Source organism: Erwinia rhapontici (genome assembly GCF_012271765.1).
Taxonomy (GTDB): Bacteria; Pseudomonadota; Gammaproteobacteria; order Enterobacterales; family Enterobacteriaceae; genus Erwinia; species Erwinia rhapontici.
Genome location: NZ_VRKO01000010.1, coordinates 363,450 through 387,914, shown reverse-complemented (window position 1 = coordinate 387,914; position 24,465 = coordinate 363,450). Strand labels below are relative to the sequence as shown.

Sequence of the window (24,465 nt, the reverse complement as noted above, 5' to 3'; positions counted from 1 at the left end):
TACTTTCGATGCCCTTCTTCCGCGATATCAGGATTGCTGTAAACTGAGTAAGAGTCAGTTTCTTCCATCAAGTTTATAGCCCGCCCTCTACTAAAGTTCAGTCCTTTTGTCGTGACCATGCCAGCAATGCCACAGCGTAACCATTGTTACCATTAATACCTTCCCGGACAAAACTAACTCATGTCGTTCGTGAGGCATCGAGCCTTTTTGGCTTAGACCAGTACTCATTATTACTGTTATGTACCCCAAACATGTTGCATAAATCATTATCATTATGGTTTATCTCTTTTACATGCGAACGCCAAGGCCATCAGCGTCTACCGCTTCAGGACGCCCCAATTATGGTTTACCATGTAACGCACAGAGTTTAGTGTCGCTGAGAGCCATAATAATTTTCTGTACACGTGGTTTCAGGGATTCTTTACCCACTATGTACACGATATTGCATAGACTGAAGCCAACCGCAGTGAATGAGCGTGAACGAAGCAGGGTTTAGACATTATGCTAAACACTACATTTTCAGAGAGTTAACAAACAGAAGTGGACAGCGAAACAGTGAAAGACAAAGCCAACCAACCCACCTTCCTTTTCCACGATTACGAAACCTTCGGTAAAAGCCCCTCGCTGGACCGCCCTGCGCAGTTTGCGGGCATCCGTACCGATATGGATTTCAACATCCTGGGCGAGCCCGAGGTATTTTACTGTCAGCCTGCGGATGACTATCTGCCACAGCCGGAAGCCGTGATGATCACCGGCATCACGCCGCAAATTGCGCGTGCTCGCGGTGTCAGTGAAGCGGAATTTACCCGCCGTATTCATCAGTTGTTCAGCGAACCCAACACCTGTGTGGTGGGCTATAACAATGTGCGCTTTGACGATGAGGTCAGCCGCAATCTGTTCTATCGTAACTTTTACGATCCCTACGCCTGGAGCTGGCAGTACGGCAATAGCCGCTGGGACCTGCTGGATGTGATGCGTGCCTGCTATGCCTTGCGCCCGGAAGGCATCGAATGGCCTGAAAACGAGGACGGCTTCCCCAGCTTCCGCCTTGAACACCTGACCAAAGCCAACGGTGTTGCCCATGAAAACGCCCACGATGCGATGTCGGATGTTTATGCCACCATTGCGATGGCAAAACGGGTCAAGGAGAAGCAGCCACGCCTGTATGACTTCCTGTTCAGCCACCGTAATAAGCAAAAAATCAGCGCGCTGGTTGATATTCCGCAGATGAAACCCCTGGTGCATATTTCCGGCATGTTTGGCGCGGCTCGCGGTAACACCAGCTGGATTGCCCCGCTGGCCTGGCATCCCGATAATCGCAATGCCCTGATCACCTGCGATCTGGGCGGTGATATGACCCCCCTACTCACCCTGAGCGCCGATGAACTGCGTGAGCGGCTGTATACCCCGCGCAGTGAGCTCGGTGATGCTGCCCCGGTGCCACTGAAGCTGGTTCATATTAACAAGTGCCCGGTAGTTGCCCCGGCGAATACCCTTCGTCCGGAAGATGCGGAACGCATTGGGATTGACCGTCAGCACTGCCTGAATAATCTCGCCCTGCTGCGCCAACACCCTGAGGTACGCGAGAAAGTGGTGGCGCTGTATGCCGATGCCGAACCGTTCAAAGCCTCCAAAGATGTGGATGCCCAGATTTATAACGGCTTCTTTAGCGATGCCGACCGCAATGCGATGAATATTATTCGTCAGACCGTGCCGGAGAATCTTCCGGCGCTGGATTTAGCATTCAATGATGCACGCATTGAGAAGTTACTGTTCCGCTATCGCGCACGTAACTTCCCCGGCACGCTGGATGATGCCGAGCAGAAACGCTGGCTGCAGCATCGTCGCGAAGTGCTGCATCCTGAGCGGGTGCAGAATTATATTCAGGAACTGGAAATGTTGTTTAATCAGTACGAAGGGGAACAGGCGAAGCTGGATCAGCTGAAAGCGCTGTTTGAGTACGCGCGGGAACTGGTGTCCTGATATGAAAAGGGCGGACCCAACAGCGGCCCGCCCTCACAGAGAATGATGCACCCACGAGGGTTTACATCAAATCTTCACTGCACTGTGGCACCGGATTACGGAAGCTGCGGGTGACAAAGGCCAGATACAGCAGACCAATCGCGGCCCAGACCAGGCCCAGCACCATGGAGCTCTCTTCCAGATTCACCCACAGTGCACCCACTGTCAGTGCACCCATCAGCGGCAGCACAAGGAACTTGAAGTTATCTTTCAAGGTCTTGTTACGCTTCTCACGGATCCAGAACTGAGAAATCACCGACAGGTTAACGAAGGTAAACGCCACCAGCGCACCAAAGTTAATCAGCGCCGTTGCCGTCACCAGATCGAAGGTGATTGAGGAGAGTGCGATCACCCCGACCAGCAGCACGTTCAGTGCTGGCGTACGCCATTTCGGATGGATATAACCGAAGAAACGTACCGGGAATACCCCATCACGGCCCATCACATACATCAGACGTGACACGCCCGCATGCGCCGCCATACCAGAAGCCAGTACCGTCACGCAGGAGAAGATCAGGATACCGAACTGGAAGGCTTTACCTGCCACATACAGCATAATTTCCGGCTGTGATGCGTCCGGATCTTTAAAGCGCGAGATATCCGGGAAATACAACTGCAGGAAATAGGACACCACAATAAAGATGACGCCGCCAATCAGTGCGGTGAGGAAGATCGCTTTCGGGATAACGCGCTCTGCATCTTTGGTCTCTTCCGACAGTGAACTGATACCGTCAAAACCAAGGAAGGAGAAACAGAGTATCGTCGCGCCAGTGATCATCGGCACCACATTGGCATTTTCTGACCAGAACGGTTTGCTGCTGACCAGCGTGCCTGCGCCTTCACCGTGCGCCACACCCCAGACAACCATCGCCATGATCGCCACCATCACCACTACCTGCAGCACAACAATTACACTGTTAAAGTTGGCAACGGTTTTAATACCTTTGAGGTTGGAGAGGGTCATAAAGCCCACCAGCAAGATCACAAAGATCCACGATGGAATGCCAGGGACCAGTGCTTCCCAGTATATTTTCGCCAGCAGGATATTGATCATCGGCATAAACAGATAATCAAGTAGCGAAGACCAGCCGACCATAAAGCCGACGTGCGGGCTGATCGCTTTCTGCGCATAGGTATAGGCCGATCCCGCAGACGGGAAACGACGAACCAACTGGCCGTAGCTCAGTGCGGTAAACAGAATAGCAATCAGCGCAAAGGCGTACGCGGTCGCGACGTGGCCATCTGTCAGGCCAGAAACAATGCCAAACGTATCAAATAAAGTCATTGGCTGCATATAAGCCAGACCCATCATCACAACAGGCAGTAACGTCAGCGTTTTTTTCAGTTTTGCACGCGGCTGGGCGGCTGAATTGAGCGTATCAAACGACATGATTTAGCCTCCCCACAGCATCAACCGTTCTGGGTTGAACCACAGGGGAGCTATGCATCGTGCGATAGCTTTTCGAAAGAGGATACTGGGAAGAACAGGCAGGCGTGAAGGTATCACCTGCTGTGGCGCCGTAGTCATCGCGCTGACGGTTCCCAGCAGACGCTGGAGTAAGATGGTGAAGCCCCATGTTTGTTTCCTCAATAAAACACGTCAAAGTGTATTTAAAAGCGAATATCTATCCGGTTCTGGACCGGCCTCTTTAAAATGCGAAAGTTGTGTTGCCTGCTGACCGACAGATAAAAAAATACCGCCGCCAGGAAATAAAGCGTCGGTTTACAGGTATCATTTTGCAGGGCGCACATTCTGCACCAAAGTAAGGCGCAATGACAAGCCCCTAAGAGTTTCAGTTACAATTTATTGAAACAAAGAGAGTAAGCCGGGCGTGACAGTCACACCCGGTACAGGGATTTTCAGGCATTTTTCAGCATCCAGTCAATCTCCGTGGTGGTGATCAACCGTTCAAACTGCATCAGTTCATGGTGCTTACACTGATGCCAGACAAAACCAAAACGCGTGCCCAATAATGCCTGTATCTGATGGCTTTGCTCAAAGGCATTCAGCGCATCGCTTTGGCGGATCGGCAGCGGGTTCCCTTCCGCTTCGTGTCCGTTACCTTTGACCGCAGGAGGTAAAGGTAATTGATTGTCCAGCCCATGTAATATGCCTGCCAGAATGGCCGCCATCACCAGATAAGGATTAGCGTCCGCCCCGGCGACACGATATTCCACGCGATGGTTTTGCTGATCGCCACAGGGGATGCGCAGGGCCACGGTACGGTTGTTATGGCCCCACGATGCCTGAAGCGGAACGAACGCCTCCGGCAGAAAACGGCGATAAGCGTTCACATTTGGGGCCAGCAGCGCCATTGATGCAGGCATCAGGTCAATCATGCCCGCCAGCGCGCGCTTCAGCAGCGGCGAATCGCTGCCATCGTCATTGGCAAAAGCATTATGATCGGCCGCATCCAGCATGCTGATATGCACGTGCATGCCACTGCCCGCATAGGCCTCGTAAGGTTTTGCCATAAAGGTGGCATTCATCCCGTGCTGCTCGGCAACCTGGCGCACCAGGCGTTTTAGCTGTACAGCATGATCGCAGGCATTGAGCACATGGCGGGTGTGATGCAAGTTGATTTCAAACTGCCCCGGTGACGCTTCCGCCAGCGCACCGTCAGCCGGTATCCCTTGTAAATGCGCCAGGGAATCGATATCACCCAGTACCGCTGAGAAATGGTCAAGATTATCGACAGAATAGACCTGGCTCTGCATGCTGCGTTCGTCGCTGCCCGGCGCACACGGTGGCTGAATATCGCCTTCCGCATCACGCTGCTTGTCGACCAGATAGAACTCCAGCTCTACCGCTACCACCGGAAACAAACCTCGATTGCGCAGTCGCTGCCAGAGGTGATTGAGTACGTTTCGGGGTTCAACGTCAAAGGGAGTGCCATCTTGATTACACATAGTCAGCAGAACCTGTGCCAGATGGTGCGGGTCCGCCGCAGAGGGGGTTAAGGTGCCTTCAACCGGCATGCAAAGGTTATCGGGTTCGCCCAGCGCCTGGCCGAGTCCAGCCTCTTCAACGGTATTGCCCAGAATATCCATGGCGAAGACCGATGCCGGGAAGTAGCAACCCTTATCAAGTTTTGTCAGACTGGCGATGGGGATACGTTTACCGCGAAACACCCCATTTAAATCATTAAGAAGAATATCGGCATACTGCGTTTCAGGATGGCGTTCCAGATAAGCTTTCACTTCATTCTGGAACGCGCTGGTTCGTTTTTCTTCACTGTGCCGCGTGAAGTCTTCAACTTCGACAATATTGGTCATCGCATCACCTTTTCAGGTTGTTGAATACTGCTCAAAATAACAGCCACCCTCTTAACATAGCGCCAACACAAAAAGTGTGCAAATGTAACTATGCGCTTTATATTTGCGCTTATTGCGTTTGAATATTAAGCACCTGATTGCTAGATTGAAAATATATTGCACAGTTTTCGGCCATTCCGGGCTCGAATGGTTGATATATTGACCAGCGTGAGGAGGAATTGATGGGCATTATTTTTGACAAGCCGTTGATTGGCGTGGTGATGTGCCAGACCAACATGGGCGGCCACCCGACGCAGATGGTGCATAACAAATACCTTGATGCCATTTTATCGACTGGCGGTATCCCACTTGCCCTGCCCCACGGACTAATGTCCGCTCCTCAGCGGTTAGACAATGCTATGGCGGTGCTGGACGGCATTCTGCTGACCGGCAGCCCCAGCAATATTGAACCCCACCACTACGGCGAGAGCGGCAAAGAAGCCCTGGCCGATCCCGGCCGCGATACGCTCTCCTTTGCCCTGATCCGCTATGCGCTGGACCACCAGATGCCGTTGCTGGCGATTTGTCGCGGCTTACAGGAGCTGGTGGTGGCCACCGGCGGTACGCTGCACCGTCAGTTACATCAGGTTGCGGGCCTTCAGGAGCATCGTGAGGACGAGGAACTGTCGCTGGACCAGCAATATGCGCCGGCGCATGAAGTCTGGGTGGAACCTGGAGGCTTGCTGGCACCGCTGGTGAATCACTGTGAAAAATTTTGGGTTAACTCCCTGCACCAGCAGGGTATCCGTTCGCCGGGTGATGCCTTGCGCATTGAGGCGCGTGCCGGAGACGGGCTAATCGAGGCTGTCAGCCATCGCCAGCACCCGTTTGCGCTGGCGGTGCAGTGGCATCCGGAATGGCACAGCGACAGCTCGGCGCTGTCACGTCAATTGTTTGAAGGCTTTCTCGCCGCCTGCGCGGCATCAAAAAAGGACGCGCAGCAATGAGTGAAACCACGCTGGCACCGGGACGGCGCCTATCCGAAATCCGGCAACAGATGGGATTGTCACAACGTCGCGTAGCGGAGCTTTCCGGCCTGACGCACAGCGCCATCAGTACAATTGAACAGGACAAAGTTAGTCCGGCCGTCAGCACGCTGCAAAAACTTCTCAAGGTATACGGCCTGTCGCTGTCCGAGTTTTTTGCCGAAAAAGTGCAGGATGAACCGCCAAAGGTGGTGATCGATGCCCATGAGCTGATCGATATCGGCAGTCAGGGCGTATCGCTGCGTCTGATCCACAATGGCAATCCTCAGCGCACGCTGGCGATGCTGCTGGAAACCTACGAACCCGGCGCCACCACCGGCGAAAAAATCCGCCATCAGGGGGAAGAGACCGGCACGCTGCTGGAAGGCGAAATCATTCTGACGATCAGCGGCCAGCATTTCGCACTTCACGCCGGGCAGAGCTATGTGATTGATACCGGCAAACCGCACAGCTTTACCAATTCGTCCACGCGGCCCTGCCGCATTATCAGCGCACATACCCCGGCCACATTCTGACGGCCAGAGGCGATGCTGTTTCCGATCGCCTCTGAGGCAGTGATTAAGGGAGAAGAGATGGAACATATCAACAGCTATTATGCCGCCACCACGAATCCGCACGATCCCTGGCCGGTGCTGGACGGGGATATACATTGCGACGTCTGCATCATTGGCGGAGGCTTTACCGGACTGTCGTCTGCCCTGTTCCTCACCGAGGCGGGCTACGATGTGGTATTGCTGGAGGCGGCCCGGGTGGGTTTCGGTGCCAGCGGGCGCAATGGCGGCCAGGTGGTTAACTCTTACAGCCGCGATGTTGACGTTATTGAGCAGCGCTACGGCAAAGAAACTGCACGTCTGCTCGGCAGCATGATGTTTGAAGGCGCAACGATCATCCGCGATCGCATCGATCGCTATGCGATTCGCTGCGACTATCGTCCGGGATGCATTTTCGCCGCATTAAACAACCGCCAGATGCAGCATCTGACAACTCAACACCAGCTGTGGCAGCGCTATGGCAATCACGACGTCGAACTGCTGGACCAGAGTGGCATACGACGAGAAATAGGCACTGAGCGCTATGTCGGCGGGCTGCTGGACAAACGTGGTGGCCATATTCACCCGCTGAACCTGGCGCTGGGTGAGGCCGAAGCCATTCGCCGCCACGGCGGGCGTATTTATGAAAACTCTGCCGTGACTGCCGTAAACTATGGCACCCCGCATCGGGTACGTACCGGGCGCGGTGAGGTCAGTGCGCGTTTTGTCATCTTTGCCGGGAATGCTTATCTCGCACCACATCTTGAACCGCGGCTGGCGAAAAAAAGCCTGCCCTGTGGTTCACAAATTATTGCCACCGAACCGCTGTCGGCGGACCAGGCCCTGTCGCTACTGCCTAACCATCGCTGCGTGGAGGACTGTAACTATCTGCTGGATTACTTCCGTCTGACGGCGGACAACCGTCTGCTGTATGGGGGAGGCGTGATCTACGGGGCGCGCGATCCGGGCGATATTGATGCCCTTATCCGCCCGAAACTCATGAAGACCTTCCCGCAGCTGGCTGGCGTGAAGTTTGACTATGCGTGGAGCGGTAATTTCCTGCTGACCCTGTCGCGGATGCCACAGTTTGGGCGTCTGGAGAACGGCGTTTACTATATGCAGGGTGACAGCGGCCACGGCGTAACCTGTACCCATCTCGCCGGGAAGCTGGTCACCGAAGCCATGCAGGGAGATGCCGGGCGCTTTGATGCGTTTGCCCGGCTACCGCACCTGCCCTTCCCCGGCGGTCGTCGTCTGCGCGTGCCGTTAACCGCGATCGGTGCGGCGTGGTATGCATTACGAGACCGGCTGGGCGTGTAAGCGGGCCGGACATCAGCACGGGGCGACCGGAAATAGGGTCACCGCCTGCGACAACCCCTTGTTGATTATGACAATGGCATCCTGGCAGGATCGGGATAACGGTACTCAAACCCCAGCTCGCGACAGATTTTACTGCCGTCGATCAGCTTGCCACTGTTTTTATCATCGTCTGCCTGGAAGGTTGGCGGCGTCAGCCCTAACTGCCGCGCAACCTGCGGGTAAAACTGATTACGCGCCGGATGCTGCGGGGCACTGAGATTATAGATATGCCCGCCTTTCGGCGTCTGCAACAGCAGGCTAATCGCCGCAATCACATCGTCCAGGTGCACCAGGTTGACACCCTGATTGCCATTGGCGATATCGGTTTTTCCGGCGAGGAAACGTCCGGGGTGGCGATGTGGGCCAACCAGTCCGGAAAGACGTAAGATATCCACCGAGGTGTTCGGCAGCTTGTGCAGCCAGCTCTCCAGCGTCTTTAGCGTCTGTCCGGCCACGGTGACCGGGTCCAGCACGCTGCTCTCTTTAGTGAGGCCGCTATGCTCACCGTAAACCGAGGTTGAACTGGTAAAGATAATCCGTGGCACGTTAAACGCCAGCGCACTGTCTACCAGTTGCTGCACGGACAGCAGATAATTTTCGCCCCCCGCCGCCGTCCGGCTGGCCGGTAACGTCACCACCAGCGCATCCACGCTGAGTAGCGCCTCAAGATCGTCTGCCTCGCAGTTCAGTTCCGGTGTCAATTCAAGAAGATAACTGTCAATACCGCTTGCTCGCGCAGCATTTACGCCATCAGGCGTGGTTTTCGTACCAGTGACCTGCCAGCCAGCGCCCGCCAGCGACATCGCCAGTGGCATACCTAACCATCCCAGGCCAACAATTGCGACTCGTTTCATCCCTCAGCTCCTGTAGTTAACGCAGATCGTGTAGACCGCTATCTTGTCAGGCTACGCCAGCGCTCAGTCGGTGACAACCGACAGTTGATAAGAGAATTTTTCAACATTGACAAAAAAGTGTTGCGCCACGCGTCCATTCTCGTTAGGTTATTTGTCACGTAATGAATATCCATTCATCCAAGAGAATTTTATGACACGCGTTCAGTTCAATCACCATCATCACCATCACCCTGACTAGTCTTTCAGGCGATGTGTGCTGGAAGACGATCAGGATCTTCCAGTGGTGCAGAACGCAAACTCAGCCCCCGGAAGATCGCCTTCCGGGGGCTTTTTTTATGCCCTGAGATCAGAAGAACGCGGATACACCATACAGACAGGAAAAGGATAAGAACCCATGTTAGATAACACCCGTTTACGCATAGCTATGCAGAAATCAGGCCGTTTAAGCGACGAATCACGCGAATTGCTCGCGCGCTGCGGTATTAAGATTAACCTCCAGCAGCAGCGCCTGATCGCCTTCGCCGAAAACATGCCGATTGATATTCTGCGGGTGCGCGATGACGATATTCCGGGCCTGGTGATGGATGGCGTGGTCGATCTGGGGATTATCGGTGAAAACGTGCTGGAAGAAGAGCTGCTGACCCGCCGTGCACAGGGCGAAGATCCTCGTTACTTCACGCTGCGCCGCCTCGACTTCGGTGGCTGTCGACTGTCGCTGGCGATGTCCGTTGATGACGAATATACCGGTCCACAGTGTTTACAAAACACCCGCATTGCCACCTCTTATCCGCACTTGCTGAAAAAGTACCTGGACAAGCAGGGCGTCAACTTCAAATCTTGCCTGCTGAACGGTTCCGTCGAAGTCGCCCCGCGCGCCGGCCTGGCCGATGCGATCTGCGATCTGGTCTCGACCGGCGCCACGCTGGAAGCCAATGGTTTGCGTGAAGTCGAAGTGATCTACCGCTCTAAAGCCTGCCTGATTCAGCGCGATGGCGAAATGCCTGCTGCCAAGCAGGAGCTGATCGACAAACTGATGACCCGTATCCAGGGTGTGATCCAGGCGCGTGAATCCAAATACATCATGCTGCACGCACCGAGCGAACGCCTGGACGATATCATCGCCCTGCTGCCGGGTGCTGAGCGCCCCACCCTGCTGCCGCTGGCCGGTGATAAGAGCCGTGTAGCGATGCACATGGTCAGTACTGAAACCCTGTTCTGGGAAACAATGGAAAAACTGAAAGCCCTGGGTGCCAGTTCCATTCTGGTACTGCCCATTGAGAAGATGATGGAGTAATTCGATGGCGACCCTGATGACCCCCATTGCCTGGCAGGATTGCAGTGCCGAACAGCAGCAGACCCTGCTGCTTCGCCCGGCGCTTGGCGCCTCTGACAGCATCAGTGCCACCGTGCGCGGCATTCTCGACAAGGTTTCGAGTGAAGGTGACGATGCGTTGCGTTATTACAGCGCCACCTTCGATAAAACTCAGGTTGATGCACTGCGCGTCAGCGAACAGCAGATCACCGATGCCTGTGCGCGATTGGGTGATGAGATCAAGCAGGCGATGGCTGTTGCGGTCGCCAATATTGATACCTTCCATCAGGCGCAGCAGCTGCCGCCGGTGGATATCGAAACACAACCCGGCGTGCGCTGCCAGCAGGTCACGCGCCCGATAGCGTCAGTCGGCCTCTATATTCCGGGTGGCACGGCTCCGCTGTTCTCCACGGTACTGATGCTGGCTACCCCGGCGCGTATCGCAGGCTGTGGCCGTGTAGTGCTCTGCTCTCCACCCCCGATTGCCGATGAAATCCTTTATGCTGCACGCCTGTGTGGCGTGCAGGAAGTGTTCCAGGTCGGCGGGGCGCAGGCGATTGCCGCCCTCGCCTTCGGGACAGAATCCGTGCCTAAGGTGGATAAAATTTTTGGTCCTGGCAATGCGTATGTCACCGAGGCCAAACGTCAGGTGAGCCAGCGCATGGACGGCGCGGCGATTGATATGCCTGCTGGCCCGTCTGAAGTGCTGGTGATTGCCGATGAAGGGGCCACGCCGGACTTCGTGGCCTCTGATCTGCTGTCACAGGCGGAACACGGCCCGGATTCGCAGGTGATCCTACTGACGCCGTCGCAAACCATGGCCGTGGCGGTCGCCGAAGCCGTTGAACGCCAGCTGGCTGAACTGCCTCGTGCGGCCACGGCAGCAAAAGCCCTGGAAAGCAGCCGCCTGATTGTAATGCGTGATCTGCAACAGTGCGTTGAAGTCAGCAACCGTTACGGGCCTGAGCACCTGATCATTCAGACGCGCCAGGCACGCGACCTGGTCGACAGCATCACCAGTGCCGGTTCTGTGTTTCTCGGTGACTGGTCACCAGAATCCGCAGGTGACTATGCCTCGGGAACCAACCACGTCCTGCCGACCTACGGTTATACCGCCACCTGCTCCAGCCTGGGGCTGGCGGATTTCCAGAAGCGTATGACCGTGCAGGAACTGACAAAGCAGGGCTTTATGGGGCTGGCGGCCACCATTGAAACTCTCGCCGCTGCCGAGCAACTGACTGCCCACAAAAATGCCGTGACCCTGCGCGTAGCCGCACTGAAGGAGAAGCCATGAGCAGCAAGATTGAAGATCTGGCCCGTGCTAATGTGCGCGCCCTGACGCCCTACCAGTCGGCACGCCGTCTGGGGGGCAACGGTGATGTCTGGCTGAACGCCAATGAATACCCGCTGGCGGTGCCGTTTGAGCTCAGCCAGCAGACCCTGAATCGCTACCCGGAATGTCAGCCTAAGTTAGTAATTGAGCGTTACGCGGCCTATGCGGGACTGACGCCGGAGCAGGTGCTGGTGAGCCGCGGTGCTGATGAAGGCATCGAACTGTTAATGCGCGCCTTTTGTGAACCGGGTAAAGACGCGGTGTTGTTCTGCCCGCCAACCTACGGCATGTACAGCGTCAGCGCTGAAACCATCGGCATTGAATACCGCACGGTAGAAGCACGCGAAGACTGGCAGCTGAACTTGCCCGCCATCGCTGACCAGTTAGACAATGTGAAACTGGTGTATGTGTGCAGCCCGAACAACCCGACCGGAAATCTGATTAACCCGGATGATATTCGCCAGCTGCTGGAGATGACGCGTGGCAAAGCGCTGGTCGTCGCCGACGAAGCCTATATTGAGTTCTGCCCTTCAGCCTCACTCGCTGGCTGGCTGAAGGATTACCCGCACCTGGTGGTGCTGCGTACGCTGTCTAAAGCGTTTGCGCTGGCAGGGCTGCGCTGTGGTTTCACTCTCGCCAACGCCGATGTCATTGCGCTGCTGATGAAAGTGATCGCCCCTTACCCGCTCTCTACGCCTGTGGCGGATATTGCGGGTCAGGCACTGAGCGAGCAGGGCATTGCACTGATGCGCCAGCATGTGAGCGAGCTGGTCGCCACCCGGGAAAAGCTGATTGCCGATCTGCGTACGTTAGACTGCGTTGAGCAGGTGTTTGAGAGCGATACCAACTATATTCTGGCGCGCTTCTCCGCCTCAAGTCAGGTATTTAAGACCTTGTGGGATCAGGGCATTATTTTGCGCGATCAGAACAAACAGCCTGGTCTGGCGGGCTGTCTGCGCATCTCTATTGGCACCCGCGAAGAGTGTGAACGCGCAGTGGCCGCACTAACATTATTACCCGGTTCATCCGTATCTCAGGAGCAAGCATGAGTCAGAAAGTCCTTTTTATCGATCGCGATGGCACCCTCATTTCTGAGCCGCCAGAAGATTTTCAGGTAGACCGCATGGATAAACTGGCCTTCGAGCCTGACGTCATCCCTGCCCTGCTGTCGTTACAGAAAGCGGGCTATCAGCTGGTGATGATCACCAATCAGGATGGCCTGGGGACCAGCAGCTTCCCGCAGGACGATTTCGACGGTCCGCATAATCTGATGATGCAAATCCTCCGTTCGCAGGGCGTGAACTTTAGCGACATTCTGATTTGCCCACATAAGCCGGAAGATCACTGCGACTGCCGTAAGCCAAAAACAAAAATGGTGGAAGCCTGGCTGGCGGAAGGCGCACTGGATATCGCCAACAGCTATGTGATTGGTGACCGCGCAACTGACGTGCAGCTGGCGCAGAACATGGGCATCACCGGTCTGCTGTACAGCAAAGACCTGAACTGGAACGCGATTGAACAGCAGCTGACGAAGCGTGACCGTTATGCGCTGGTGCAACGCAACACCAAAGAGACGCAGATTAAAGTCGAAGTGTGGCTGGATCGCGAAGGCGACAGCAAAATTAATACCGGCGTGGGTTTCTTTGACCATATGCTCGATCAAATCTCTACCCACGGCGGCTTCCGCATGAACATCGACGTGAAAGGCGATCTCTATATTGACGATCACCACACCGTGGAAGATACCGGGCTGGCGCTGGGTGAAGCCCTGCTGAAAGCGCTGGGTGACAAACGTGGCATCGGTCGTTTCGGTTTCGTGCTGCCAATGGACGAATGCCTGGCACGCTGCGCACTGGATATCTCCGGTCGTCCGCACCTCGAATATAAAGCGGAGTTCAGCTATCAGCGCGTTGGCGATCTGAGCACAGAGATGGTGGAACACTTCTTCAGCTCACTCTCTTACACCATGGCCAGCACCCTGCACCTGCGCACCAAAGGCAAAAATGACCATCACCGCGTTGAAAGCTTGTTTAAAGCCTTCGGCCGCACGCTGCGTCAGGCGATCCGCGTGGAGGGAAATACCCTGCCAAGTTCGAAAGGAGTGCTGTGATGGATGTGGTGATCCTCGATACCGGCTGCGCCAACCTGTCCTCCGTTAAGTGGGCGGTACAGCGTCTTGGCTATGATCCGGTAGTCAGTAAAGAAGCGGATATCGTGCTGAACGCCGACAAACTGTTTCTGCCCGGCGTGGGCACCGCCCAGGCCGCGATGGATCAGCTGCGTGAACGCGAACTGATCGCGCTGATTAAAGCCTGTACCCAACCGGTACTGGGTATCTGCCTCGGTATGCAACTGCTGGGCAGCGGTAGCGACGAGAGCGGCGGCGTACCCACGCTGAATATCATCGACCAGCCTGTGCAGCGCATGAAAGATCACGGCCTGCCGCTGCCACATATGGGATGGAATCAGATCACCTCGCAAGCGGGTAACCACCTGTTTCGCGGTATTGAAGACGGTGCCTATTTCTACTTCGTGCACGGCTACGCCATGCCGGTCAATGAATACACCATTGCCCAGTGCAATTATGGCGAAGCCTTTACCGCCGCCGTGCAGAAAGATAATTTCTTTGGCGTGCAGTTCCACCCGGAGCGTTCCGGTGCCGCTGGCGCGCAGCTGCTGAAAAACTTCCTGGAGATGTAACCGGCATGATTATCCCGGCATTAGATTTAATTGATGGCAAGGTGGTGCGTCTGCATCAGGGCGATTACGGCCAGCAACGCGACTACGGCAGCGACCCGCTGCCGCGCTTACAGGATTATGAAGCACAGGGTGCGCAGGTGCTGCATCTGGTCGATCTGACCGGGGCAAAAGATCCGGCCGCACGTCAGATCCCCCTGCTGACCAAACTGCTGGCAGGCGTCACCGTCCCGGTCCAGGTGGGCGGTGGTATCCGCACTAAAGAGGATGTGGACGCACTGTTAAAGGCGGGTGCCACACGCGTAGTGGTGGGGTCTACGGCGGTGAAACAGCCGGAAGAAGTGCAGCAGTGGTTTAAACAATACGGCGCGGAAGCGATTGTGCTGGCGCTGGACGTACGCATTGATGCCAGTAACCGTAAAGAAGTGGCGATCAGCGGCTGGCAGGAAGCCAGCGGCATCACGCTGGAAGAAGTGATTGAGCAGTTTTTGCCTTTCGGCCTGAAACACGTGCTGTGCACGGATATTTCACGCGATGGCACACTCAGTGGCTCTAACGTTGAACTGTATCGCGAAGTGTCTGCCCGCTACCCGAGCATTGCTTTCCAGTCCTCCGGCGGCATCGGCTCTCTGGACGATATTGCCGCCCTGCGCGGCTGTGGCGCTCGGGGCGTGATCGTGGGTCGCGCTCTGCTGGAAGATAAATTCACCGCATCGGAGGCTATTTCATGCTGGCAAAACGGATAATCCCTTGCCTGGACGTACGTGACGGCCAGGTCGTGAAAGGCGTGCAGTTCCGCAACCACGAAATCATCGGCGATATCGTGCCGCTGGCGCAGCGCTATGCGCAGGAAGGGGCCGACGAACTGGTGTTTTATGATATCACCGCATCCAGTGATGGCCGTGTGGTGGATAAAAGCTGGATCTCACGCGTGGCAGAAGTGATTGATATTCCTTTCTGCGTGGCTGGGGGCATTAAGTCGGTTGAAGATGCCGCCCTGCTGCTCTCGTTCGGCGCGGATAAGATTTCGATTAATTCCCCGGCGCTTGCCGATCCTTCCCTTATCACGCGCCTGGCCGATCGCTTTGGCGTGCAGTGCATTGTGGTGGGCATCGATACCTGGTTTGACAGCGAAAGCGGCAAGTACCATGTGAATCAGTACACCGGAGATGAAAGCCGGACCAAAGTCACCACGTGGGAAACCCTCGACTGGGTGGAAGAAGTGCAGAAGCGTGGTGCGGGTGAGATTGTGCTGAACATGATGAACCAGGATGGCGTGCGCAATGGTTACGACCTGGTACAACTGCAAAAAGTACGCGCACGCTGTAAAGTACCGCTGATTGCTTCCGGCGGCGCGGGCACCATGGAGCATTTCCATGAAGCCTTCCGCGATGCTGACGTTGATGGCGCACTGGCGGCATCGGTGTTCCATAAACAGATTATTAATATCGGTGAGCTGAAAAGTTATCTGATTGAAAAAGGTGTGGAGATTCGCGCGTGTTAACAGAACAACAACTGTCCCAGCTTGACTGGGTGAAAACCGAAGGCATGATGCCCGCTATCGTCCAGCACGCGGTGTCTGGTGAAGTGCTGATGCATGGGTATATGAATCAGGAAGCACTGGCGAAGACGCTGGAGATTGGCAAAGTGACCTTCTGGTCACGCACCAAACAGCGCCTGTGGACGAAAGGCGAATCCTCGGAGCACTTTCTGAATGTGGTCAGCATCACGCCAGACTGCGATAACGATACGCTGCTGGTGCTGGTCCACCCGGTCGGCCCAACCTGCCATCGTGGCACCACAAGCTGTTTCTCGCCCGCAGCGACAGACTGGACTTTCCTCTATCAACTGGAGCAGGTCCTGGCCGAGCGTAAACACGCTGACCCGAAAAGTTCCTATACCGCCAGCCTGTACGCCAGCGGCACTAAGCGCATTGCACAGAAAGTGGGTGAGGAAGGCGTGGAAGTGGCACTGGCTGCCACCGTCAACGACCGTCATGAGCTGACCAATGAAGCCTCTGATTTGGTCTATCATCTGCTGGTTCTGCTACAGGACCAGGATCTGAACCTGTCAACGGTGATTGAGAACCTGCGTCAGCGTCATAAGTAAGCCCCTCTCATTATCAGGCCGGGTTATGCCCGGCCTGCACCCTATTCTGCTCTCATCCTCAAACGATAATCAGCGACCACATTACGCCCGATAACAATCGCTGAACCTGCAATCGCGCCCAAAATGGCGGCCAGCAACAGCACTAACGATTTTCTAGGATTGACAGGTGCCGCAGGTAAGTCGGGTTGAGTGATGTACGTGAAGGGTTGTAACTTTTCAGCGTCAGGCTTCAACTGTGAGAGTGCCAGGAGCTGAGTTTGTGTATCGAAATACTGTTTATCGAGCACGAGAGGCTTGTTGGCCTCATTAGCAATCATCGCACTTAGCGCATGGGTACCCAGCAGATATAACGTATCATCCGACAGGTTCTCCACCTGAGTCAGTTGAGAACTGGAAATATTCGAATCTTCCGCAATCTTCAACGCATAGCGAATAACCTCAATACGATGCGCATTACGCTGCTGCGCGATTTTTTTCTGCGCTTCCAGCGATGCGGTCAGTTCGCTTTGCTTTGCAATAAGGTTAGTTTTGATTTCAGCGAGATAATCATTCAACAGTGTGGTATTGACCTGCTGAATGTAGCTTGAAAGCTGCTCTTGCGCGTGATTGGCGGAATCGGCCGTTAGTGAGATGCTCAAGGGATAGCTGAGGGCTTTGTCTACGGCTTTAATATCGACTAAGTTTGATGCGGCAAGCGAAGCGCTAAAGCGATTGAAAAGCGTTTGCTGGAGGATATCCGGAGAGAACTGTCCAGGTTTACTCTGAGTGTTGTTACCATTGTTATCAGCATCATTTAGTGCATAGACTTGATTTAAAATACCACTGTAATAGACCATCTGGCCGATATCAGGTTGCGTCAGGATGGCCGTTGACGTCCATTTAGATTTAACTGAAGCAAGGTATATCCCCGCGCCAATCAGGCTAACAACTATCAGTGCAATGATGATCCATTTACCTTTCCATAACTGGAAAAAAATGTCCAACAGGTCCAGTTCATCATGCTTTACAGATTCAAATTGCTCAAAGTTTGTTGTGTTTTTTTTGCTCATCATGACTCAACTTAAAAAATTGGTATCGTTTTTATGGTTATGCGAATAAAAGATAGTCGAGCAGTTGGCAGAGCGCCAGAAGGATAGTCTTAAAATCGGGGAGAAGAAGGAAAATAACCTCCCGTAAAACGGGAGGTTAGGCATTGACTTAGTCCAGCCATTCGGTGTGGAACACACCGTCTTTGTCAGTACGCTTGTAAGTATGCGCACCAAAGTAGTCACGCTGCGCCTGAATCAGGTTCGCAGGCAGTACCGCTGAACGGTAGCTGTCGTAGTAGGCGATAGCCGCAGAGAAGGTTGGTGTTGGGATACCGTTCTGGACAGCCCACGCAACAACGTCACGCAGCGCCTGCTGGTATTCGTCAGCGATATTTTTGAAGTACGGAGCCAGCAGCAGGTTAGCGATGTCAGCATCAACAGCATAAGCATCGGTGATTTTCTGCAAGAACTGGGCACGGATAATGCAGCCCGCACGGAAAATCTTAGCGATTTCACCGTAGTGCAGATCCCAGTTGTTTTCAGTAGAGGCCGCTTTCAGCTGAGAGAAGCCCTGCGCGTAAGAGACGATCTTACCCAGGTACAACGCACGACGTACTTTCTCAACGAATTCGGCTTTATCACCGCTCACAGTCTGAACTTTAGGACCGCTCAGTACTTTAGACGCTGCAACACGCTGTGTTTTCAGTGAAGAGAGGTAGCGTGCAAATACGGACTCGGTGATCAATGAGAGTGGCTCACCGAGGTCCAGTGAGCTCTGGCTGGTCCACTTACCAGTACCTTTGTTCGCTGCTTCATCCAGAATCACATCAACCAGGTAGTTACCCTCTTCATCTTTCTTAGTGAAGATATCTTTGGTGATGTCAATCAGGTAGCTGCTCAGCTCGCCTTCGTTCCACTCGCTAAAGGTCTTAGCCAGATCGTCGTTGCTCAGGTTCAGCGCGCCTTTCAGCAGTGAATAGGCTTCAGCAATCAGCTGCATGTCACCGTATTCAATGCCGTTGTGAACCATTTTCACATAGTGGCCTGCACCGTCCGGACCCATATAGGCCACACAGGCTTCGCCTTCAGCGACAGCTGCAATCTCAGTCAGGATTGGCGCAACCAGCTCGTACGCTTCTTTCTGGCCGCCAGGCATGATAGATGGGCCTTTAAGCGCGCCCTCTTCGCCACCGGAAACACCGGTACCGATGAAGTTAAAGCCCTGCTCGGACAGTTCACGGTTACGGCGAATGGTGTCTTTATAGAAGGTGTTACCGCCATCGATCAGGATATCGCCTTTATCGAGGTGTGGCGTCAGGGAGGCGATGGTTTTGTCGGTGGCTTCACCGGCCTGAACCATCAAAAGGATACGACGAGGTTTTTCCAGAGAGTCAACAAACTCTTCGATGCTGTAGTGCGGAACCAGTTTCTTACCTGGGTTCTCAGCCACGACTTCATCGGTTTTTTCACGCGAGCGGTTGAAGATAGAAACTGTGTAGCCACGGCTCTCGATGTTGAGTGCCAGATTACGGCCCATCACAGCCATACCTACAACGCCGATCTGTTGCTTGGACATACCTACTCCTGTCTGGGTGGAAAACCCGCAGTTCTGTGACTGCGGTCAATGTTCCGAACATGTTAACTCAGGTTTATGGGGGGGTGGTAGTGATTGGTGCGATAGTTCTTATGTTCAGTTAATCTAATTTGAAGTTGTTTGTTACACTAAATCTAGAAGTGTAAGTTCGAGAGATTCATAAACGTAATTCCAGAAAAGCATAAATATCAAAAATTTTAAGGAATTAGTTTTTTGATAGCATGTAAGTATTTAGATATTACTACTTTTTCGTCAAAATTCTCTTCCATTTTTTGGCGACTCTTAATACCCATAGCTAGACGTTCATCATATGTCATATCAATGATAAGTCTCATAGCTTTGAGTAGACTATCCAAAGAGCGTGATTGGCATAGATAACCATTAATTGAATCATCAACAGTTTCACGGCACCCAACATTATCTGTTGTAATGATGGGCTTCCCCATAGCACCAGCTTCGAGAAGTGATTTAGGCACACCTTCCCGATAAAATGAAGGCAAAACAACGCAATCAACTAAGGCTATTTCTTTTTCTACTGCATCGGATGTACCTTTATAAATAATCCACCCGCCTTTGACCCACTCGTCAATTTTCTTAGATGAAATCCCTTTTGGGTTTTGATCATCTATAAAACCAAGCAGGTAGAATTCAACCGAGCCTCCGTACTCTGCTTTTAATATTTCCGCAGCATCTGCATAGTAAGAAATCCCTTTTTCATAAAGCATTCTAGCCACAAGTAAAAAACGAGTCACACCATCGTTATTAGACTTTTGAATTTCAAACCTGGTGAGGTCAACACCCGAACCAGGTAGACGTTCTGTTTTATCTTCGGTAGTTATTCTATTTTCAAGGAAAATTGTTCGATCATCATCATTCTGAAAGAAAATGACATCAGCATGAGGCTGACTCACTTTATAAAGGAACCGGGCAATCTTAGAAACAAAAGTCTCATTGACAAATACGGTCCCTAAACCCGCAATATTATTGATGACTTTTATTTTTAGCAGTTTTGCAGCTATCGTGCTATATATATTATTCTTTGGCGTGAAGTTTAGAACTAAATTTGGAGATAATTTTTTATATAAAAAGTAAAAGCTTATGCAAGTGAAAAGATCTTTTATAGGATTAGTGCCATCACGCTGAATTATTATATTTTTAAAATCAGCACCAAGTTCTACGAGCTTATCAGAATATTCATCTTTAGGAGAAACAACTATGACATGATAATCATTTTCTATAAGTGTCAATATTGTGTTCCTCCTGAAATTATAAATATACCATGAGGTGTTGGCTGAAATAACAATTTTCATCATGAGTTCCTTCTTATTAATTCCATTTCTTTAATTTTAAACTTTCGTATAATTGAAGCCATTCGAGCATTCTATTTTCAATGGAAAAAAATTTTTTAACTCTTTTTCTAGCGGAATTACCTAACTCATGTGCTTCTTCATTTGAAAGTGCCAATGAATTCTCAATGGCAATACCTAATTCACGATGATTTTTGACAGGCACAAGAAAACCGCGATCGCCTAATACTTCAGCAACACCGCCTGAATCAGTTGCAACTACAACTCGTTCGCATGACATTGCTTCAGCAACGACCAAACCAAATCCTTCCCATTCAGAGGAAAGTACAAATACATCTGCAGCGCTGAGCCATTGCTGGACATTATGCTGAATGCCTACCCAGTTTATTTTATGATCAATATTTAAATTTACAGCCAAGGCACGTAGTTCAGCAAAAAGCTCTCCATCTCCAATGATAACCAAAAGTATATGTTCATTACTTATACCACTAATGGCATTAAATAAATTTGGATAATCCTTTTGTTTAGTAAGTCGTCCAATTGAAAGAATAATTTTTGTTTGGTCATTAACATTTAACTTCTCCCTCAAATGTACTCGGTCGACTTCACTAAATATGTATCGGTCGGTATCAATTGCATTTTTGAAAGGAATAATCCTTCCATGCTTAACGGCTTTTTTTTCCAGATATGAGTTGACTGCTTCTTCACTCACATTTGTAGTAATATCTGTCAGGAAGTCTGTAACCCTATAGCATAACATCCTAACTTTCCCACCTTCATAACTATTATGTACAGTAGAAATCAATGCACTAGAATTAAATGGAGGGAAAACTCTTAATAACCTTGAGAAAATATTAGCATGAAACATATGGCTGTGCACAATATCGGGTTTGGTTTTAAATAAAATTATTTTAGTTTTTATTAATGCTTTTATAAAACCAACAAGATTTTTTTTTAAGTGAAGATTATGAATTTTGATCTTTTCGGAAATGGGGGAAACTACAACATCACCAGACAGACAAATTATTTCAACTGAATGGCCATATTCATTCATTTTATCTGCCATATTACAAACTTGGTTCTCTGCACCACCCATGCCAAGTCCTGTAATGATGTAAGTAATCTTCATTGAACTCACCAATTTATTTTTATTTATAAACTCGAATGAGCTTATCGCTCAATTGTATTTCTAACCATAACTAATTTCAGAAATGCTCTTATTAGACTATGCTGTAATTTCAATTTATTCTTCAAAATAAAAATAAAAGTACTTAGTTTGCCTTTATTTATTGCAACTAAAAAGCAATCGATATCCCTCTTGATTTCATGATCCAAACTATTTCCGAGAAGTGAAGTAAATTCGTTAAAAAGTAAGTAAGAAGAGTAGTTGACTAAAAAACTATCTTTATTAAGGTGAATATATCTTTTTATCTTGTCTTTCATAGTAGAGTTGTTAAAACCAAGCACATTGTTATCATGCTGCCTATACAAGAAAAGTGGTGATTCACAAAAATAAATTTTACCAAAACAGGCTGCATATAAGCTCAAAACCTGATCGTGCATGTGCCAATGAAAGTTTGTTTTTAACGCCAGTTTGTAAAGATGTTTATTGATCACCATGGCACACCCCTGGACACCTCCATTCATAAGATACATATCCTGAACTTTTCCAATTTTCAATCTATAATCAGTCAGTTCCCCTGTTGGGTTGAGTTCTGAATCTACCACCCTACCTGGCGCATATGCAATAAATGGCTGATCTTGATCACACCGTTTTATAAAGGATAACAATCTCTCAATTTTATCCTCTTGCCAATGATCATCTTGATCTGCAATAAAAACATAATCGGAGTTACAGTGTTTTAATAATTGTTTGAAGTTTTCTCCTACACCTTTAGATTGAATATCATCTTTGACAATTTTTACGCGAGTATCTGAGAGTGATATTTTTTTTAATATATCTATGGTACCATCCGTTGAACCATCGTCTCGAATAAGAACGGTTATGTTTTTGTAGGTTTGATTAAGGATAGAGTATATTTGCTCTTCAATATGATTGAAGCCATTATATGTGGCTACTATTACGTCGATATTCATATTAAACCATGAGAATTATTAGATTTTTTTTCTAAAATGCGGGCTGGAATACCACCTATCACTAAGCCTGCAGAAAAACTTTTCGTCACCACTGAGTTTGCAGCTACAACCACATTTTTACCTAAAGTCACACCCGATAAGACCTTAACGTTATCACCAAGCCAAACATTCTCACCAATTTCGGTGTTGCCTTTGACAGTAAGTCCTCTTTTTTTCGGTATAATATTTTCGAAACATTTACCAAATTTATGGTCATGATCAGTGATCAGCACATCACTGCCTATCAATGCTCCGTTACCTATTTTTACTGTTGATTGCGCAGCAATATGAACATTCTGACTACATGATACATTATCACCAATATATATAACTCCATCGCCAATGGAGTCCAACCAAGAGTTATTACCTAAATAAACATTCTCACCTATAAAAATATTTTTACTTCCTGATATGGATAAGCCATGCCCGACCTTTATATTTTTTGCATTGAATATCATGCTATACGTACGATTTCGCAAAAAATTATAAAAGAAAGGAATGACCCTTAACGAAATCATACCCAACCTTTCTCTTTTAATTTTACTCATCGGTAATCAACCTTATTATTATTACTATCATTAAAGCTTTTAAATCTATTGATGACAACTGAAACAAATATCATCGCTTTCAAAAGAGTAGCACTTATGTAAACTAATGCTTTGATATAAAGACCAAAACATAATAAGAAACAAACCAATAGCGTAACATAATAAAATTTATTTTTTTTAGTGAGCATGAAAAAATCAAAAAACACTCTAGTGTTAATCAACATTAACAGTGTAGTACACACTACTCCAAACATGCCATAGGCTACAAAATTAATAACAAAGGATGAATCTGATGAGCGAGAAATCTCAGACTGAACTTCTTCTCCATCACCAATAAATGTATTTTCACCAAATGCAATATTGTTTATGTTAGGAATGAATAAGTGGTTATTAATAAGATCATCAGTAGAATTTGTGTGGAAATTACCATTAATGACATTAACGAAAAGTTCCAGTGCAAAATCAACGACCCTAATTATCACTTCACTTCCGGATAAAGTGATAATCATTAATATCATTAGAAACAGCGTTAATGCGAAAAATAATAGCAGGCTTTTTTTTTCATACAAAACGCAGAGAAGAAATACAAAGGAGCAAAGAAATAGTAAACCAGTCCTGCCGCTCAAACCAACTAAAAGAAATGTAATTGCAATAAAAACATAAATAGATAAATTAGAGATATTTTTTTTATTCGTTTTAACCACGCCAAAACAGATAAAAATAAAAATTGAATATGCGACAGATGTATCCCATATTGACATTGCTTTCAAGCCAATTGCTCTATTACTCTGTTTTGCCCACTCAAGCCAATATCCATCTATTGCAGTTCTCTCAAGAAACCACATTCTGAAGTCGCTGCTTCCTAGTTGAAGAAGGCTAAATACTACCAAGAATAACATAAAAGTTAATACACTAAAAAATATCTGCTTAGGCGTTAATCTATATAACAATGCGTTAAGTATAATAGGAAACAAAAGAAATGAAATAAATGCCAATACAAGACGCTTAATTTGCAAACCAAAAAAAAACTCATCGCCAACATTCATTATTAGATAATTAAATGCAGACACAATAAACATTAAGAACATTACATAGAAATACAATCTGTATTTTCTTGTATTAAGAATGTATAGTTTTGCCCACTCACGTGATGGAGTTGTTAAATAACAGGCTAGCAACAAAGCAGCCCAGATAACAATAATATGTGCTGTACTTATGTTTCCTAACGGGCTTTTATAAGCACCACCGAAAACAATTATTAATGCCAGCCATATGCCAGCATACCTTAGAATATTATTTAATGAGACATTTCTACCCAAGATTAACCTCAATAAT

23 protein-coding genes and 1 other annotated feature are annotated in these 24,465 nt (G+C 50.0%); of the genes, 13 read left to right on the top strand and 10 right to left on the bottom strand.

The window, feature by feature from the left end:
* Positions 1–555 precede the first annotated feature (555 nt).
* Complete coding sequence (gene sbcB, locus FVB43_RS07035) at positions 556–1,983, top strand: exodeoxyribonuclease I (protein WP_167863842.1); 1,428 nt, start codon at positions 556–558, stop codon at positions 1,981–1,983.
* A 61-nt stretch (positions 1,984–2,044) separates the two neighbouring features.
* On the opposite strand, the gene FVB43_RS07030 is transcribed toward sbcB, so the two are convergent.
* Complete coding sequence (locus tag FVB43_RS07030) at positions 2,045–3,412, bottom strand: APC family permease (RefSeq protein WP_133841564.1); 1,368 nt, start codon at positions 3,410–3,412, stop codon at positions 2,045–2,047.
* A 470-nt stretch (positions 3,413–3,882) separates the two neighbouring features.
* Positions 3,883–5,298 (bottom strand): glutamine synthetase family protein, encoded by a 1,416-nt coding sequence (locus FVB43_RS07025; protein WP_167863655.1) that lies wholly within the window; start codon positions 5,296–5,298, stop codon positions 3,883–3,885.
* Between the two features lie 221 nt (positions 5,299–5,519).
* Between FVB43_RS07025 and puuD the strand changes: the two genes are divergently transcribed.
* Genes puuD through FVB43_RS07010 form a run of 3 tightly spaced genes read left to right on the top strand, consistent with a single transcriptional unit; the run spans position 5,520 to position 8,173 of the window.
* Positions 5,520–6,284 (top strand): gamma-glutamyl-gamma-aminobutyrate hydrolase, encoded by a 765-nt coding sequence (gene puuD / locus FVB43_RS07020; protein ID WP_167863654.1) that lies wholly within the window; start codon positions 5,520–5,522, stop codon positions 6,282–6,284.
* Positions 6,281–6,838, top strand: coding sequence for an HTH-type transcriptional regulator PuuR (gene puuR, locus FVB43_RS07015; RefSeq protein ID WP_167863653.1), 558 nt, complete (start codon positions 6,281–6,283; stop codon positions 6,836–6,838). The genes puuD and puuR overlap by 4 nt, the downstream gene beginning before the upstream one ends.
* Positions 6,839–6,895: 57 nt before the next feature.
* On the top strand, positions 6,896–8,173 hold the full coding sequence (locus FVB43_RS07010) for an NAD(P)/FAD-dependent oxidoreductase (RefSeq protein ID WP_167863652.1): 1,278 nt from the start codon (positions 6,896–6,898) through the stop codon (positions 8,171–8,173).
* 65 nt (positions 8,174–8,238) lie between these two features.
* On the opposite strand, the gene FVB43_RS07005 is transcribed toward FVB43_RS07010, so the two are convergent.
* Positions 8,239–9,066, bottom strand: coding sequence for an SDR family oxidoreductase (locus tag FVB43_RS07005; protein WP_167863651.1), 828 nt, complete (start codon positions 9,064–9,066; stop codon positions 8,239–8,241).
* Positions 9,067–9,256: 190 nt separating this feature from the next.
* On the opposite strand from FVB43_RS07005, the gene hisL reads away from it, so the two are divergent.
* The 9 genes from hisL to hisIE all read left to right on the top strand — a co-directional run bounded on the left by hisL (position 9,257) and on the right by hisIE (position 16,517).
* Positions 9,257–9,304, top strand: coding sequence for a his operon leader peptide (hisL, locus tag FVB43_RS07000; protein ID WP_100396937.1), 48 nt, complete (start codon positions 9,257–9,259; stop codon positions 9,302–9,304).
* Positions 9,280–9,402: a sequence feature (His leader region), on the top strand. It overlaps the preceding gene by 25 nt.
* A gap of 58 nt (positions 9,403–9,460) precedes the next feature.
* Positions 9,461–10,360, top strand: a complete 900-nt coding sequence (gene hisG, locus FVB43_RS06995; protein ID WP_133841557.1) for an ATP phosphoribosyltransferase — start codon at positions 9,461–9,463, stop codon at positions 10,358–10,360.
* Positions 10,361–10,364: 4 nt separating this feature from the next.
* Positions 10,365–11,672, top strand: coding sequence for a histidinol dehydrogenase (gene hisD / locus FVB43_RS06990; protein WP_167863650.1), 1,308 nt, complete (start codon positions 10,365–10,367; stop codon positions 11,670–11,672).
* A complete protein-coding gene (hisC, locus tag FVB43_RS06985; RefSeq protein ID WP_167863649.1) occupies positions 11,669–12,760 on the top strand; it encodes a histidinol-phosphate transaminase in 1,092 nt (363 codons plus the stop codon). The genes hisD and hisC overlap by 4 nt, the downstream gene beginning before the upstream one ends.
* A complete protein-coding gene (gene hisB, locus FVB43_RS06980; RefSeq protein ID WP_133841554.1) occupies positions 12,757–13,821 on the top strand; it encodes a bifunctional histidinol-phosphatase/imidazoleglycerol-phosphate dehydratase HisB in 1,065 nt (354 codons plus the stop codon). The genes hisC and hisB overlap by 4 nt, the downstream gene beginning before the upstream one ends.
* Positions 13,821–14,411, top strand: coding sequence for an imidazole glycerol phosphate synthase subunit HisH (gene hisH, locus FVB43_RS06975; RefSeq protein WP_133841553.1), 591 nt, complete (start codon positions 13,821–13,823; stop codon positions 14,409–14,411). The genes hisB and hisH overlap by 1 nt, the downstream gene beginning before the upstream one ends.
* 5 nt (positions 14,412–14,416) lie before the next feature.
* A complete protein-coding gene (gene hisA / locus FVB43_RS06970; RefSeq protein ID WP_159336341.1) occupies positions 14,417–15,154 on the top strand; it encodes a 1-(5-phosphoribosyl)-5-[(5-phosphoribosylamino)methylideneamino]imidazole-4-carboxamide isomerase in 738 nt (245 codons plus the stop codon).
* The gene (gene hisF, locus FVB43_RS06965) at positions 15,136–15,912 is read left to right on the top strand and encodes an imidazole glycerol phosphate synthase subunit HisF (protein WP_133841551.1); all 777 of its coding nucleotides are present in this window, start codon (positions 15,136–15,138) and stop codon (positions 15,910–15,912) included. The genes hisA and hisF overlap by 19 nt, the downstream gene beginning before the upstream one ends.
* Positions 15,906–16,517, top strand: a complete 612-nt coding sequence (gene hisIE, locus FVB43_RS06960) for a bifunctional phosphoribosyl-AMP cyclohydrolase/phosphoribosyl-ATP diphosphatase HisIE (protein ID WP_167863648.1) — start codon at positions 15,906–15,908, stop codon at positions 16,515–16,517. The genes hisF and hisIE overlap by 7 nt, the downstream gene beginning before the upstream one ends.
* Before the next feature lie 41 nt (positions 16,518–16,558).
* On the opposite strand, the gene FVB43_RS06955 is transcribed toward hisIE, so the two are convergent.
* The 7 genes from FVB43_RS06955 to FVB43_RS06925 all read right to left on the bottom strand — a co-directional run bounded on the left by FVB43_RS06955 (position 16,559) and on the right by FVB43_RS06925 (position 24,449).
* Positions 16,559–17,569: a Wzz/FepE/Etk N-terminal domain-containing protein gene (locus tag FVB43_RS06955; RefSeq protein WP_167863647.1), complete on the bottom strand. Its 1,011-nt coding sequence runs from the start codon at positions 17,567–17,569 to the stop codon at positions 16,559–16,561.
* Between the two features lie 145 nt (positions 17,570–17,714).
* Complete coding sequence (gene gndA / locus FVB43_RS06950) at positions 17,715–19,121, bottom strand: NADP-dependent phosphogluconate dehydrogenase (protein WP_159336338.1); 1,407 nt, start codon at positions 19,119–19,121, stop codon at positions 17,715–17,717.
* A gap of 215 nt (positions 19,122–19,336) precedes the next feature.
* Entirely contained in the window at positions 19,337–20,452 is a 1,116-nt protein-coding gene (locus FVB43_RS06945; RefSeq protein WP_167863646.1) for a glycosyltransferase, read from the bottom strand.
* 13 nt (positions 20,453–20,465) lie between these two features.
* Positions 20,466–21,575, bottom strand: a complete 1,110-nt coding sequence (locus FVB43_RS06940) for a glycosyltransferase (protein WP_167863645.1) — start codon at positions 21,573–21,575, stop codon at positions 20,466–20,468.
* 41 nt (positions 21,576–21,616) lie between these two features.
* On the bottom strand, positions 21,617–22,543 hold the full coding sequence (locus tag FVB43_RS06935; RefSeq protein ID WP_167863644.1) for a glycosyltransferase: 927 nt from the start codon (positions 22,541–22,543) through the stop codon (positions 21,617–21,619).
* Positions 22,540–23,130: a DapH/DapD/GlmU-related protein gene (locus FVB43_RS06930; protein WP_167863643.1), complete on the bottom strand. Its 591-nt coding sequence runs from the start codon at positions 23,128–23,130 to the stop codon at positions 22,540–22,542. The genes FVB43_RS06935 and FVB43_RS06930 overlap by 4 nt, the downstream gene beginning before the upstream one ends.
* Positions 23,127–24,449, bottom strand: coding sequence for a hypothetical protein (locus FVB43_RS06925; protein ID WP_167863642.1), 1,323 nt, complete (start codon positions 24,447–24,449; stop codon positions 23,127–23,129). Before FVB43_RS06925 ends, FVB43_RS06930 begins: the two co-directional genes overlap by 4 nt.
* Positions 24,450–24,465 lie beyond the last annotated feature (16 nt).